Consider the following 15,181-nt stretch of genomic DNA (forward strand, 5'->3'; position numbering starts at 1 on the left):
ATGTACTGCCAACCGAGATGTTAAACAGGATAACGATTATAGTATTTTTTACCACTCTTTTGCTTTTCTGCGGACAAGCGTTTGCCCAAGGATCAGCAGATATTGATACAGACTCGCCTACCCACGACTTTGGCACAATAGCAGAAGAAGATGGGTTGGCGAGCCATACTTTTACAGTTAAGAATACAGGGTATGCCCCTCTGGTTATTACCCGCGTAACGGCCTCCTGCGGCTGCATGCAACCAACCTGGACCAAGGAGCCAATTGAACCTGGCAAAACAGGCGAAATAACTATCGAATATAATCCCAGAGGACGTCCCGGTCCATTCCTCAAAAGTGCATCCGTTTATAGCAATGCCTCGGGTGGACGTATGTCGCTTTATTTACAAGGAACAGTAACTCCTCATCCGAAGAGAAACGCTATCCATCCGGCAATTGTTTATCCTTATAATATCGGAGATTTGTATTTGCAGACAAAAACCGTTTTGTTTAGCAGTATTCGTCCCGGAGAAACATTGAAAGATAAAGTAGCCATTAAGAACGAAGGCGAGAGCCCGTTGACGATTCACTTCGGAAAAACTCCGGCTTACATCATAGCCGAAGCCGGCACGACTGTTTTAAAACCGGGAGAAACGAGCGAAATAACACTTGCATTCAAGACGGATGAAGCCAAAAGAATGGGACATCTATCCGCCGCCTTACCTTTATCTATCGAAAGCGAAAACAAGAAAAAAGCTGACGAAGGAAAAATAGATATCGCAGCTAATATAATAGATAATTTCAGCAGTCTATCGGCAGCTGAGAAAGCTAAAGCACCAATTGCCGAGTTTTCATCCACCATGCTGGACTTTGGTAAATTACCCGAGAAAAGCGGAGGAATACTTCCGTTCATCGGAGGAAAAGAATCCGAAGGCTTCACCATTACAAACACAGGTAAGTCTACACTTCTGATATACAGTGCAACCTGCGACAATGAGTTTATAGATGTATCCGGCGGTAAGAAAGAATTAAAACCCGGAGCATCGGCAAGTTATAAAGTAAGCGTCCGCCCAAAAGAAATTAAAGCCAAACTTGAAGCGTTTGTGAATGTTGTATGTAACGACCCGAACGGTCCTGTCCGGCTCATTAAAGTTACAGCAGAAAAGTAGAGCAAGAACGTATGATGGAACATCCTGAAAATGACGACTTGTATAAAGGTCTGAAAATAAACAAGGGGGTTGCAGACGTGCCCACGATCAATCCTTATCTTAAAAGCAGATTACAAAGGAAAGAATACACACCTTCCGAATTTGTGGAAGGTATCCTGGCCGGTAACATCACGATTCTCAGCCAGGCAGTCACCTTGGTTGAAAGTTCCAAATACGAACATCAGCAAATAGCTCAGGAAGTTATAGAAAAGTGCCTGCCGTATGCAGGTAATTCGGTACGTATAGGTATCACCGGCGTACCCGGAGCTGGAAAAAGCACATCTATAGATGCATTCGGCATGCATTTGATCGAGAAGGGACGTAAACTGGCTGTCTTGGCTATAGATCCAAGCAGTGAACGTTCCAAAGGGAGTATATTGGGAGACAAAACCCGTATGGAAGAGCTCTCTCGTGCAAAGAATGCATTCATTCGTCCGTCTCCATCTGCCGGTTCGCTGGGAGGGGTAGCACGCAAGACAAGGGAAACCATAGTGCTTTGCGAGGCAGCCGGCTTCAATTCTATTTTTGTTGAGACCGTTGGCGTGGGGCAAAGTGAAACAGCCGTTCACTCCATGGTAGATTTCTTTTTATTAATCCAACTGGCCGGAACCGGAGATGAGTTGCAAGGCATCAAGCGAGGCATTATGGAAATGGCCGACGGGATTATTATAAACAAAGCCGACGGGGATAACATAGATAAAGCCAAACTTGCCGCCAACCAATTCCGCAATGCCCTTCACCTTTTTCCACCATCGGATTCGGGATGGATACCACAGGTTTTAACCTACTCGGGTTATTACAAATTGGGCATCAAGGAGATTTGGAATATGGTGGATGAGTATATCAAATTCACCAAGGATAACGGATATTTCGACCTGAAGCGAAACGACCAATCTAAATACTGGATGTACGAGAGCATCAACGAAACCCTGCGGGATACCTTCTATCACAATCCTGCTGTTAGAAGCAAAATAACAGAAACGGAGCAACAAGTCTTAAATAATGAGATAAGTTCGTTTGTTGCCGCCAAACAGATGATGGACTTATTCCTGGAAAACCTATCGAATAAGTAAGCACATCTCCCGTTTATTCCTTACATTTGTGGAAATTTTGAATATTTCATGGCTGAAGAGCAAAATATAAAGATTCTACAATCAATCAATTCCCCGCACGATTTACGTCTGTTGCCGATTGACCAGCTACCTCAGATATGTTCTGAATTACGCCAATATATCATTGATGTATTGTCTGAAAACCCCGGACATTTGGGAGCAAGCTTAGGTACGGTCGAGCTAACAGTGGCTTTACACTGGGTTTTCAATACGCCTTTCGACCGGATTGTTTGGGACGTAGGACACCAGGCATACGGACATAAGATATTAACCGGCAGACGTGACACCTTCCATACCTTACGTAAGTTCGGAGGGATCAGTGGTTTCCCCAAACCGGAAGAAAGCGAATACGATTCCTTTGTTGCAGGACATGCGTCAAACTCTATCTCGGCAGCCTTAGGCATGTCGGTTGTTTCGGCGCTCAGAAAAGAAGATCGCCAGGTAGTAGCCGTGATAGGCGACGGAGCCATGACAGGCGGTTTAGCCTTCGAGGGGCTGAACAACGCAGCCATTAATCCGAACAATCTGTTGATTATCCTGAATGACAACAACATGGCTATCGACGATAATGTGGGCGCCATGAGCCAGTACCTCGTAGACATCACCACCAGCCAGACGTACAACAAAATGCGCTACGATGTCTATCGCGGATTGAAAAAGATGAAACTGATTACGGAAGGCAACAGAGGCAATATCTTACGCTTCAACAATAGCCTGAAGGCCCTACTGACGCAACAACACAACCTGTTCGAGGGATTCAGCATTCGTTACTTCGGTCCGATAGACGGGCACGATCTTCCTTACCTGATCAAGGTAATGAATGACATCAAACATCTGCAGGGGCCCAAGTTGCTACATATCAAAACACAGAAAGGGAAAGGTTTTAAGCCGGCCGAAGACTCGGCTACCGAATGGCATGCACCAGGAAGATTCAATAAGAACACAGGTGAGCGCCTGATAGCCAAAAATCTGGATCAGCCACAACTGTATCAGGATGTCTTCGGACATACATTAGTGGAGCTGGCTAAAAAAGATGAACGTGTAATGGGCGTTACCCCCGCCATGCCGAGCGGCTGTTCCATGACATATATGATGAAGGAATTCCCCAAGCGGACATTTGACGTAGGTATCGCCGAAGGGCATGCCGTAACTTACTCCGCCGGGCTGGCAAAAGAGGGAGCGATTCCCTTCTGCAACATATATTCATCCTTTATGCAAAGGGCTTACGACAACATGATTCATGATGTAGCTTTGCAAAAGTTACACATGGTGGTTTGTCTTGACAGAGGCGGCCTGGTTGGCGAAGACGGAGCAACCCATCACGGTGTATTCGACATGGCCTACCTACGTCCGATCCCTGATATTGCAATAGCTTCTCCTTTGAACGAGTGGGATTTGCGCAACCTCATGTTTACGGGATACAAGGGCGTTGGCTGCCCATTGGTAATCCGGTATCCAAGAGGACAGGGTGAGAAGAAAGACTGGAGGAATGAGATGGAAATACTCCCCGTAGGCAAAGGACGAAAATTGAGAGACGGAAACGACATAGCCGTACTTTCGATCGGCTCAATCGGCAATGAAGCAATCAGAGCCATCGACAGCCTGGGTGATAGTTATTCCGTTGCTCACTATGATATGATTTATCTGAAACCAATCGACGAAGCTTTGCTTCACGAAGTAGGAAAGAACTTTTCACGGATCATCACGATTGAAAACGGCGTGATAAAAGGCGGCCTGGGCAGCGCTGTCCTCGAATTTATGGCCGACAACGAATATACGCCTCGCGTGAAGCGTATCGGAGTGCCCGATACGTTTATAGAACATGGTTCGATACCGGAACTATTTAAGCTCTGCCGAATGGATGCGGAAAGCATAGCCGAAACGATAAAAGAGGTAATGATATGAAAATTGTAATTGCCGGGGCTGGAGAAGTTGGTACGTATCTGGCAAAAATGTTGGCACAGGAAAACCTCGACATCATCCTGATGGATCCGGATGAAGAGCGTTTGCAATTTCCTACCTCGGGAGCCGAAATCTTACCGATGGTAGGTAATCCTACTTCCCCTCGCGACCTCAACGAAGCGGGTATAAAGAATGCTGATTTATTTGTAAGCGTAACGCCTGAAGAGTCTACTAACATTGCAGCCTGCATACTGGCTACAAATCTAGGAGCCCATAAAACATTTGCCCGCATCAATAATTTCGAATATCTGTTACCAAAGAACAAAGAACTGCTCGAAAGCCTGGGTATCAGCTTCATGATCTACCCGGAAATGCTGGCGGCCAGGGAAATTGTCACAGCTATTAAACGCCCGTGGACACGGCAATATTTTGAATTATCCGGTGGTGCTATTATCCTGATAGGCGTAAAGATCCGAGAGAATTCCCAGCTGGTAAATATGAAACTTGCCGAACTGCCGGGCGAAAACAAGTCATTTCATATTGTAGCTATTAAAAGGAAGAATGAAACAATCATACCGCGAGGCTCAGACCAAGTATTACCCGGCGACCTTGTATTCTTCACCACCACAAAAGAGCATATAAAAGACATTCAGATACAGGCCGGAAAAGCAAACCCGGAAGTAAAGAAAATATTCATCATGGGCGGTAGCCGTATTGCTCTCCGGGCATGCCAGTACCTACCGGGGAATATCCGTATAAAGGTTATCGAGCTAAACAAGGAGAAGAGCCATCGCATTGCAGAGGTGGTACCCAGCAATGTATTGATCATAAATGGAGACGGACGCAACCTGGATTTACTTATTCAGGAAGGAATCAAAGACGCGCAGGCTTTCGTAGCTCTTACCGAGAACGAAAGTACAAATATATTGGCTTGTCTGGCTGCCAAACGCTACGGCGTAGTAAAAACAATTGCCAAGATAGAGAACCTGGACTATATTCCCCTGGCCGAGAGTATGGACATAGGAGCTGTAATAAACAAGAAACTGATAGCCGCCAGCCATATTTACCAATTTTTGCTGGATGCCGACGTTTCCAATGTAAAGAGTCTGGCGTTTGCGAGTGCCGACGTAGCCGAACTGGTTGCACGTCCCAACTCCAAGATCACCCGCAAACCGGTAAAAGACTTGTCGCTGCCTAAAGACCTTACCTTGGGAGGATTGATCAGAGACGGCGAACCGATGATGATAAACGGGAATACGCAGATACAGGCATACGACAATGTAGTTGTCTTCTGTATGGATACGGCTATACGCAAACTGGAAGATTATTTTAATTAATCATGTTGAATTTTCGTTTTGTTATAAAGATGCTGGGTTCCATGTTTATCCTGGAAACATTCTTTATGCTGATGGCATTGGCAGTATCTTTTATTTATAAGGAAGGAGACTTTTACCCCTTGCTTATTTCCTGTGCTATTTTGTTTGCGGCAGGCATTTCATTTTACCTGATCGGAAGGCGCGCCAATGAGTTTGCAGCCGGACGGCGGGAAGGGATGCTTGTCGTCACCCTCACCTGGACGCTACTGTCGCTTTTTGGCATGCTACCGTTTTACCTGGGCGGATATATCAACAATATTACCGATGCTTATTTTGAAACCATGTCGGGTTTTACCACAACAGGCGCCAGTGTGCTGACAAACATCGAAGCGTTGCCTCATGGTATCCTGTTTTGGCGAAGTCTCACCCAATGGCAAGGTGGCATAGGTGTGGTGGTCTTCACGGTAGCCTTACTTCCTATTTTCGGCGGGGGCGCTTCGCAAATGTTTGACGCCGAAACGACAGGTATCACGCATGAGCGTTTCCGTCCGCGTGTAACACAAGTAGCCAAGCGGCTTTCTGGCGTTTACATACTGCTGACTATTGTATTGATCGGACTCCTCTGGCTGGGACCAATGAACATATACGATGCCGTGAATCACGCCCTGACCACCGTTTCTACAGGAGGATATTCCACCAAGAATGCCAGCGTTGCCTTCTGGGACTCATCCTACATAGAATACATCGTGATTATATTTATGTTCATAGGCTCAGTAAATATGACCTTATTGTATTTTGTTTTCAACGGCAAGCCTGTAAAATTATTCCGGGACGAAGAGTTCCGCTGGTTCTTCTTCTTTGTACTGATTGTTGTTGGCATCACAACGGCCTGGCTGTTGTATAATAATATGGCGGGCGACATGGAAAATTCTTTCCGGAAAGCAGCCTTTCAGGTAGTTAGTATTATCTCATCTACCGGTTTCGCTACAGCCGATTATATTCCCTGGGGACCGTTCTTCTGGCTGATTGCTATTACCATCATGTTTGTGGGCGGTTGTGCCGGATCTACCAGTGGCGGATTGAAAATGGGACGTTTTGTTATCCTGAACAAAAACCTCTCCAACGCATTTTTAAAGCAAACCCATCCCAATGCCATTCTTCCGGTACGGATGAACGGACATGTCGTGTCGGCAGATATCGTACACCGTATCCTGGCCTTTGCCTTCGTGTACATTGCCCTTATACTGGCAAGTTGCCTGATACTAATGCTGGATGGTGTAGGCTTTGAAGAGTCTATTGGTGCCACGGTATCGGCTATCAGTAATGTGGGGCCTGGTTTGGGCAAGTTGGGGCCTATTAATAATTACGCAGAAGTTCCTGTGGTTTCCAAGTGGTTTCTTGCCTTTTTGATGATGGTTGGCCGTCTGGAAATATTCACGGTATTAACAATACTTCTACCGGGCTTCTGGAAGCGGTAGCAGAGGGTAGAAAACGGCTCGTGTGCAAAATAAAATGTCCCATGAGCTATTATTTTTCGTTCGTGTGCAAAAAAACATAGGAAACGAGCTATTTTTCAGGGAAAGAAATAATATTTCATCTGCTTTCTACGTTATAATGGTTACGAGTTACAAAGAAAAGATAAAATGATTGAATATATAAAAGGCGAGATTATCGAGCTTGCGCCTGCAAGGATGATTTTAGAGTGTGGTGGGATTGGTTACGAGTTGAACATTTCGCTTAACACTTATAGCGCTTTTAATGGTAAACCGACAGGGAAGGTTTTTGTGTATGAAGTCATTCGTGAAGATGCTCACTTACTCTATGGTTTTGCAGAAAAGGCCGAACGGGAAATGTTCCTGATGCTTACCTCTGTTTCCGGAGTAGGTCCAAACACGGCGCGTATGATCCTTTCGTCTCTCCCCCCTGCCGAATTAGTACAGGTAGTAGCTTCGGGTAATGAAACAGTATTGACCGGTGTAAAAGGTATAGGCCTAAAAACAGCCCAACGTATCCTGGTTGATTTGAAAAATAAAGTAAAACCGCTGGAAGCCATTCCGGCTGCCGGAACATCTGCTGAAAATATACGGGTAGCAGACGAAGCAATAGCCGCTTTAGTGATGCTGGGTTTCCAAAAGGCTGCTTCGCAGAAAGCAGTAACGGCTATTTTAAAAAATTCTCCTGCTTTACCTGTAGAGCAAGTTATTAAAAGTGCGCTCAGAATGCTTTAATGAAGAGAAGATTCACATATATAGCCATCTTAGCCCTTGTGTTATCCGGTGCCGGTTTATTCTCCCTTAATGCCGATTACCTGATTTATTCCACCGCCTTGCCGGAAATAGAACTTATCCAGGAGGAAGATACCATTCCTGCTCGCTTTCCGGTTGCCAAAACCATGCCGGAAGAGTATGAAGACTTACTAAAAAACTCTCCTGCCGATTTACGAGATCCCGACAACGTAAAAACCGATATAGAATACGATATTAAAACAGGGATCTATATCGTCCGGACCAAAATAGGCGACATGGAGATAGGAACTCCGCTTTCATTGACTCCCGAAGAATACCAAAACTATAGTTTACAGGAGTCTATCCGTTCTTATTTCCGTAAAAAAAATGAAGAAGAGTACCTGAAAGCTGCCGACAATCAGTTTAATATCACGGATATGCAATTCGACATCGGCCCGGCAGACAGGATATTCGGCCCCGGTGGTGTACGCGTACGTACGCAAGGTTCGGCAGAAGTTACACTGGGTTTGAAACAAAACAAAACAGACAACCCTTCTCTACCGGAACGTTCAAGAAAAAGTACCTATTTCAACTTTGATGAAAATGTACAGCTAAACGTGCAGGCTACCGTAGGTACGAAAGTGAATTTCGGCATGAACTACAATACCGAGACCACCTTCGACTTCGATTCGCAGAAGTTAAAACTGGCTTATGCTGGTGACGAAGATGAGATTATCAAGACACTGGAAGCAGGTAACGTATCTATGACGACCAACAACTCCCTAATTAACGGAGGAGCGGCCCTGTTCGGGATTAAAGCAGACCTGCAATTCGGGAAGCTGAGAGTAAATACAATCTTTGCTCAACAGAACTCCGAATCAAAAACAGTCAATTCCAAAGGCGGCGTGCAGACGCGCTCGTATGAAGTAGCAATTGACAAATATGATGAGAACAGACACTTCTTCCTGGGGCATTACTTCAGGGATAATTATGATTATGCCCTGGAAAAACTGCCATATATCCGCTCGTCTATTACCATTAATCGTGTGGAAGTATGGATCACTAATAAACAAAGCACGTACGACCAGGCACGTAATATCGTAGCCTTTACCGATTTGGGAGAATACAACCGGATTGGGAATCCAAGCGTTTCCCCTTCAGGTTCAAGAGCTATTCCGTATAACGGGGCAAACACCCTATACTCTACACTTCAGGGGATGGAAGATGTAAGAGACATCGGAAAAGTGACGCAAACACTAAAGACCTTCATGGAGAGCGGACGGGAATTTGAAGAAATAGAAAGCGCCCGCCGTTTGTCCGAATCCGAATATACCGTTAATAAGCAGTTGGGATATATTTCGCTAAAGGTACAGTTGCAACCGGACGAGGTATTGGCTGTTGCTTACGATTACCAATATAACGGAACAGCCTACCAGGTAGGTGAATTCTCAACCGATAACTCTACAAACACAAGCAACTGTTTATTCGTCAAATTGCTGAAAAGTACGTCTATGTCTCCCGACATGATGTTTTGGGACCTGATGATGAAGAACGTCTATTCACTGGATGCTTATTCGGTAGAGAAAGAAAAATTCCGCCTGAATGTTATGTACCAGAGCGACACCACCGGTACATATCTCAACTACATTCAGGAAGGGAACATTAAGGATACCTTGCTTCTACGGGTGATGAATCTCGACCGTCTGGACTCAAAGAATGAGCCTTACCCCGACGGAATCTTCGACTTCGTAGAAGGTATTACGGTGTTACCGGACAATGGGCGCGTGATATTCCCGGTGGTAGAACCTTTCGGCTCGCATTTGAAAGCGAAGATAGGTAATCCGGCAATTGCCGAAAAGTATGTTTACCAGGAACTGTACGACTCTACACTTACCGTAGCCCGGCAGATTGCAGAAAAGAATAAATTCATCCTGCGAGGAGAATACAAAGCGTCTTCCGGTTCCGAAATTCAGCTAGGAGCCACCAATGTGGCACGGGGATCTGTCCGCGTTACGGCTGCCGGTGCGGTATTGACTGAGAATGTAGACTATGTGGTAGATTACACCTCCGGTACGGTTACTATATTGAATGATAATATTATTTCCAGTGGTACGGATGTAAGTGTGAGCCTGGAAAACCAGTCCACATACAGCATGCAGCGCAAAACGATGATGGGACTTGATCTGAACTACGACTTCAGCAAGAATTTCTCTCTGGGGGGAACCATCATGCATTTGTCTGAAATGCCAATGACTACCAAGACATCTTTTGGTGAAGAGTCGGTAAAAAATACCCTGTGGGGATTGAACACGTCTTACAGGGGAGAAAGCCAATGGCTGACCAATATGCTGGACAAACTTCCGTTACTGACACTTACCAAGCCGAGTCAGATTACTTTCAATGCCGAGTTTGCTCATTTGATAGCCGGGCATTATGAAAATGAACACACAGGCGGTTACTCCTACCTCGACGACTTTGAATCTACGCAAAGCGGTTTCGATTTGCTGAACCCCTACCCCTGGAACCTGGCCAGTACGCCCTACGAAGAAGGAGGGAACGCTAAGTTTCCGGAAGCTGACTACAGCAACGATGTTCGCTACGGTATGAATAGGGCACTTTTCTCGTGGTACTACATAGACGGGATGTTTACCCGACCCACTTCGTCGCTGATGCCGGGACACATCAAAAGAAACTATCGCGATCTGTTATCCAACCATTACGTAAGAGCTATTTACGTAAAAGAACTGTTCCCCGACAAACAGTTGTCTTACAACGAAGCTACCATGATACCGGCACTAAACGTGGCATATTATCCCAACGAGCGCGGACCATATAACTTGGATGCAGACGGCATGAACCCGGACGGAACGTTGATGAATCCCGAAAAACGCTGGGGAGGTATGATGCGGCGAATAGACCAGAGCGATTTTGAAACAGCCAACATAGAATATATCGAGTTCTGGATGATGGATCCGTATATTTACAAACCCAATTCATCGGGAGGCGATTTGTATTTCAATCTGGGCGAAATATCAGAAGACATATTAAAAGACGGAAAGAAATTCTTCGAAAACGGATTACCTATAGACGGAGATACATCCAAAGTAGAAACAACCGTCTGGGGAAAAGTGCCAAAGCAGCAGAGTACCGTTTACGCCTTTGATAATACAGCCGGAGCCCGTAAGCTGCAGGATGTCGGACTAAACGGTCTTTCATCCGACGAGGAAAGGGACTTCCCCGCTTACAATGAATTCAGACAAAAACTGGAAGGAAAGCTGTCTAACGAGGCTATGACGAAGATTTACAACGACCCTGCCGGAGATAACTTCCATCACTACAGAGGCTCGGACTTTGACGAAGCGGAGACCGGTATCTTAGACCGTTACAAGTATTACAACGGAACGGAAGGCAACTCGCGTTCTTCGGAAGATTCGGGCGAACGCTATGACACCTCGGCCAAAACGATTCCTGATGTAGAAGATCTCAATCAGGACAATACAATGAACAAAAACGAGAAATATTTCCAGTATAAAATCTCTTTGCGTCCGGAACACATGGTAGTTGGAAGCAACTACATTGTAGATAAAAGGGTAGCAAATGTAGATCTGGAAAATGGAACGAGCGAAGACGTAGCCTGGTATCAGTTTAAAATTCCGGTAAAGGAATATAGCGATGTGGTAGGTTCTATCCGCGACTTCAAGACCATCCGTTTCATGCGTATGTATATGACCGGATTCCAGGACACAACCATCCTTCGCTTTGGCAAGTTTGAGATGGTGCGTGGCGAATGGAGAAGCTACCAACAAGACTTATACAATCCCTCTACTCCGCCTGCCGAAATAGGTAGCTTGGACGTTGCAGCCGTCAACATAGAAGAAAACGGTAAGAAGGTACCGGTGAATTATGTTCTGCCTCCGGGCGTAACACGTATGACAGATCCGGGACAGCCTCAGCTGGTGCAGCTTAATGAACAGGCATTGTCTATGAAGATTACCGGTCTGGCCTCGCAGGATGCCCGGGCGGTATATAAAAATACCAGCTTCGACTTACGCCAGTACAAACGCCTACAGCTCTTTACACATGCCGAGGCTTTTGCTACGTCTGCTCCGGGAGCAACGTCGGTATCCGACAATGATTTTTCAGTATTCATCCGCTTAGGATCCGACTATAAGAATAATTACTACGAATACGAGGTACCGCTGAAGCTAACACCTCCGGATAATTATCTCAACAATAACCCAGCCCACCGGGAAGCGGTTTGGCCGACAAGCAATTTGCTAAACTTTCGTTTTGAAGTATTGACCAATCTGAAGCTCAATAGAAACAAACACAAACGAGGTGGGATAAACGGCGTGACCTACCAGACGGTTTATTCGGAATATGATCCCGACAACACAAAAAACACCATCAGTGTAATAGGTAACCCCAGCCTGTCGGAAGTAAAAGTGATTATGATTGGGGTACGAAACAAAACCGGAGTGACCAAAAGTGTGGAAGTTTGGGTTAACGAGTTACGACTAACCGATTTCAACGAAGAAGGTGGTTGGGCAGCCAATGCCAACTTAAACGTAGCGCTCTCCGATCTGGGAACCGTTAACCTGGCGGGACGAATCGAAACAGCCGGTTTCGGAGGCTTGGATCAGTCTGTCAACGAACGCCGCATGGACGATTATAAACAGTACAGCGTAGCGACCGATCTGGAGCTGGGTAAATTCTTCCCTGAAAAGGCAAAAGTTAGTATCCCCTTGTATTATGCGTATTCAAAAGAGATTATCGATCCAAAGTATAATCCGTTGGATCAAGACATTAAGCTAAAAGAAGCAGTAGATGCCGTTGAAACAAAGGCCGAGAAAGACTCGATTACCAGCTTTGCCCGCGAACGCTCGATCGTGAAAAGTGTAGCTGTAAATAACGTACGGGTAGATATCAAAAGTAAAAACCCGATGCCTTACGACCCAGCCAACTTCACTATCGGATATTCTTTCAGCGAAACGCAACGGAATACACCGGATACGGAGTATGAAACAACCAAAGACTACAGAGCCAATTTTGGTTATAGCTATTCTCCTTACGTAAAGCCCTACCGCCCGTTTGATAAGCTAAAGACCAACAATGGCTATACCCGTTACATAAAGCAATTATCGCTTAATTATGTACCGGCCAGTATCAACTTCCAGACAGTTATGATGCGTAACTATTACGAAACCCAGCTACGCAACGTAGATAATCCCGGCGAGAACAATATCCCGGTTTCGTTCAGCTCTGAATTCTACTGGGACCGGGCATTCAGCCTTTCCTGGAATTTCACAAACAGCCTGCGGGCTACCTTCTCTTCGGGAACGAATGCCCGTATAGAGGAACCGCATGTGCAGGTAAACAAAAAGCTTAATTACGATTCGTACCAGCTCTGGAAAGATTCGGTAAAACAAAGCATTACTGATCTGGGGCGCCCCATGAAATATGACCAGTCCTTCAATGTTTCGTATTCGCTTCCGTTCCAGTTTATTCCGGTTCTCGACTGGATAAGCAGTACGGTTACTTACAATGCTACTTACAACTGGGAGCGGGGAGCTGAGGTTGACGAAACGACAGAAATAGGAAATACTATCCGTAACCAGCGGCAAATCAACACACAGGGTAGCTTTAACTTCCTGAACCTTTATAATAAGAATAAATTCCTTCGAGGGGTAAATCAGAAATACGGTTCGATCAAAAGCGCACCTACCAATACACGGAATAACCGGGATCAGGCTCAGCAGCAGAAGAAAGAACCGAAAAAGAGGGAAATGGAAGTGCAGTTGAGTCCCGACTCTGCCATACTGGTGAATCACGGTATGCTCACAAAAAGGATGCGCATAACAGCTCGTGGTGAAGACGGCAAGTTATATCGGATCAAGTTCAAAGCCCGTGACTTCAGCAATATCATAATAGAAAACAAAGATACGGTTAAACTAAAGCTTACATTAGTGCCCGAACCCCCAAAAACAGAAGGGGTAGCCTATAAAGCTCTTGAATATTCTACGCGTTTTCTTATGATGGTAAGGCGTATGAATATACAGTATGGGCTGACGGACGGTATGATGGTTCCCGGTTTCCGTCCGGAAATAGGCGATATATTCGGACAGGGAAGGATGAACAGTGCCTTCGCTCCCGGTTTGGGCTTTGCTTTCGGAAGCGTAAGAAGAAGCTACATTGACGAATTGGCAGATAGAGACTGGCTGGTCATGTCGCAAACCAATGTGAATCCCGCAATCGTAAACAGTTCTAAAAACCTGACTGTAAACATGAACCTGGAGCCTTTGCCCGGTTTGAAAATAGACCTGAACGCGCTTCGCACTGATACCCGAAATACGGAAATACAGTATATGTACAACGGCGTACCTGAACTGTTTGGCGGTAGCTTCACCATGACAACAGTAGCCATTGGCTCTATGTTTGAAGGAATGGGAAGCCTGGAGAACGGTTATGCCTCGAAGACATTTGATAAGTTCCTGAACAACCGCTCGGTTATAGCCAGCCGCCTGGAGAGCCAATATGCGCAAACGTCCTACCCCAACGCAGGATTCCTAGAGAATACCTCTTTGGGCGGACAGCCATATGATCCGGAAAACGGAGCGGTAGGCCTCAACTCTACGGATGTACTGATCTCTGCTTTCCTGTCGGCTTATACAGGAAAGAATCCTAGCAGTATCGCCATCACAGCCTTCCCTTCTATATGGAGAATGCTTCCCAACTGGCGGATCACCTACGAAGGGCTGATACAGATACCTTTGGTACGACGTTACTTCAAATCACTGGTATTAAGCCACCAATACCGGGCTTCATACAGTGTAGGCTCATTCAGCTCCTTCCTGAGTTGGGTAGACAGCGGTAAAGACGGACTTGGTTACATTCGGGATGCCTTGAACAACCCGACCCCTTCTTCTCCGTACGATATATCTGCTGTCAGTATATCAGATGCGTTTAATCCTCTGATTGGAATAGACGGAACATTACTGAACAATGTTACATCCCGCATGGAGTATCGTAAGACAAGGAATCTTAACCTGAATATTTCGTCCTATCAGCTGGTAGAAACACACAACAACGAATTCATTATCGGCTTAGGATATAAGCTGACGGAGTTTAATAAGGTATTAAAACGGAAAGCCTCGCAAGGATTCAGCAATGATCTGACTGTCAATATGGATTTCTCATTTCGGAAGATGCAATCTTTGATCCGCAAAATAGAAGATGCCAGTGCGCAAGCCACCAGTGGAAACATAGCGAAGACAATTCAGTTCTCGGCAGACTACGGCCTGAGCCGCGCCCTCTCCGTAAAAGCATTCTACGATTTGCAAATCAACGAACCCCTGGTGTCCAGCACGTCTTACCCCACATCCAACTCCAGTTATGGCGTAAGCCTTCGCTTCTCCCTCGCCCAGTAAGGAAGGGAGAGG

7 protein-coding genes are annotated in these 15,181 nt (G+C 45.7%); all 7 read left to right on the plus strand.

Going from position 1 to position 15,181, the window contains the following annotated elements; all coding sequences use genetic code 11:
* The first annotated feature begins 17 nt into the window (after positions 1-17).
* Complete coding sequence (locus M2470_RS16345; RefSeq protein ID WP_280746077.1) at positions 18-1,148, plus strand: DUF1573 domain-containing protein; 1,131 nt, start codon at positions 18-20, stop codon at positions 1,146-1,148.
* A 14-nt stretch (positions 1,149-1,162) separates the two neighbouring features.
* Complete coding sequence (gene meaB, locus M2470_RS16350; protein ID WP_280746117.1) at positions 1,163-2,260, plus strand: methylmalonyl Co-A mutase-associated GTPase MeaB; 1,098 nt, start codon at positions 1,163-1,165, stop codon at positions 2,258-2,260.
* A gap of 48 nt (positions 2,261-2,308) precedes the next feature.
* Positions 2,309-4,204: a 1-deoxy-D-xylulose-5-phosphate synthase gene (dxs, locus tag M2470_RS16355; protein WP_280746078.1), complete on the plus strand. Its 1,896-nt coding sequence runs from the start codon at positions 2,309-2,311 to the stop codon at positions 4,202-4,204.
* Entirely contained in the window at positions 4,201-5,538 is a 1,338-nt protein-coding gene (trkA, locus tag M2470_RS16360; protein ID WP_280746079.1) for a Trk system potassium transporter TrkA, read from the plus strand. Before dxs ends, trkA begins: the two co-directional genes overlap by 4 nt.
* Positions 5,539-5,540: 2 nt before the next feature.
* Complete coding sequence (locus M2470_RS16365; RefSeq protein WP_280746080.1) at positions 5,541-6,995, plus strand: TrkH family potassium uptake protein; 1,455 nt, start codon at positions 5,541-5,543, stop codon at positions 6,993-6,995.
* A gap of 165 nt (positions 6,996-7,160) precedes the next feature.
* The gene (gene ruvA / locus M2470_RS16370; protein WP_280746081.1) at positions 7,161-7,745 is read left to right on the plus strand and encodes a Holliday junction branch migration protein RuvA; all 585 of its coding nucleotides are present in this window, start codon (positions 7,161-7,163) and stop codon (positions 7,743-7,745) included.
* Positions 7,745-15,169, plus strand: a complete 7,425-nt coding sequence (gene sprA, locus M2470_RS16375) for a cell surface protein SprA (protein WP_280746082.1) — start codon at positions 7,745-7,747, stop codon at positions 15,167-15,169. The genes ruvA and sprA overlap by 1 nt, the downstream gene beginning before the upstream one ends.
* Positions 15,170-15,181 lie beyond the last annotated feature (12 nt).

Source organism: Parabacteroides sp. PH5-46 (assembly GCF_029892785.1).
Lineage (GTDB): Bacteria > Bacteroidota > Bacteroidia > Bacteroidales > Tannerellaceae > DFXE01.

What these genes read in the sequence shown, in the direction of transcription:
- meaB (WP_280746117.1), top strand. Translation starts at nt 1,163, where the DNA reads ATGGAACATCCTGAAAATGACGACTTGTATAAAGGTCTGAAAATAAAC.
- sprA (WP_280746082.1), top strand. Translation starts at nt 7,745, where the DNA reads ATGAAGAGAAGATTCACATATATAGCCATCTTAGCCCTTGTGTTATCC.
- dxs (WP_280746078.1), top strand. Translation starts at nt 2,309, where the DNA reads ATGGCTGAAGAGCAAAATATAAAGATTCTACAATCAATCAATTCCCCG.
- trkA (WP_280746079.1), top strand. Translation starts at nt 4,201, where the DNA reads ATGAAAATTGTAATTGCCGGGGCTGGAGAAGTTGGTACGTATCTGGCA.
- ruvA (WP_280746081.1), top strand. Translation starts at nt 7,161, where the DNA reads ATGATTGAATATATAAAAGGCGAGATTATCGAGCTTGCGCCTGCAAGG.
- M2470_RS16365 (WP_280746080.1), top strand. Translation starts at nt 5,541, where the DNA reads ATGTTGAATTTTCGTTTTGTTATAAAGATGCTGGGTTCCATGTTTATC.
- M2470_RS16345 (WP_280746077.1), top strand. Translation starts at nt 18, where the DNA reads ATGTTAAACAGGATAACGATTATAGTATTTTTTACCACTCTTTTGCTT.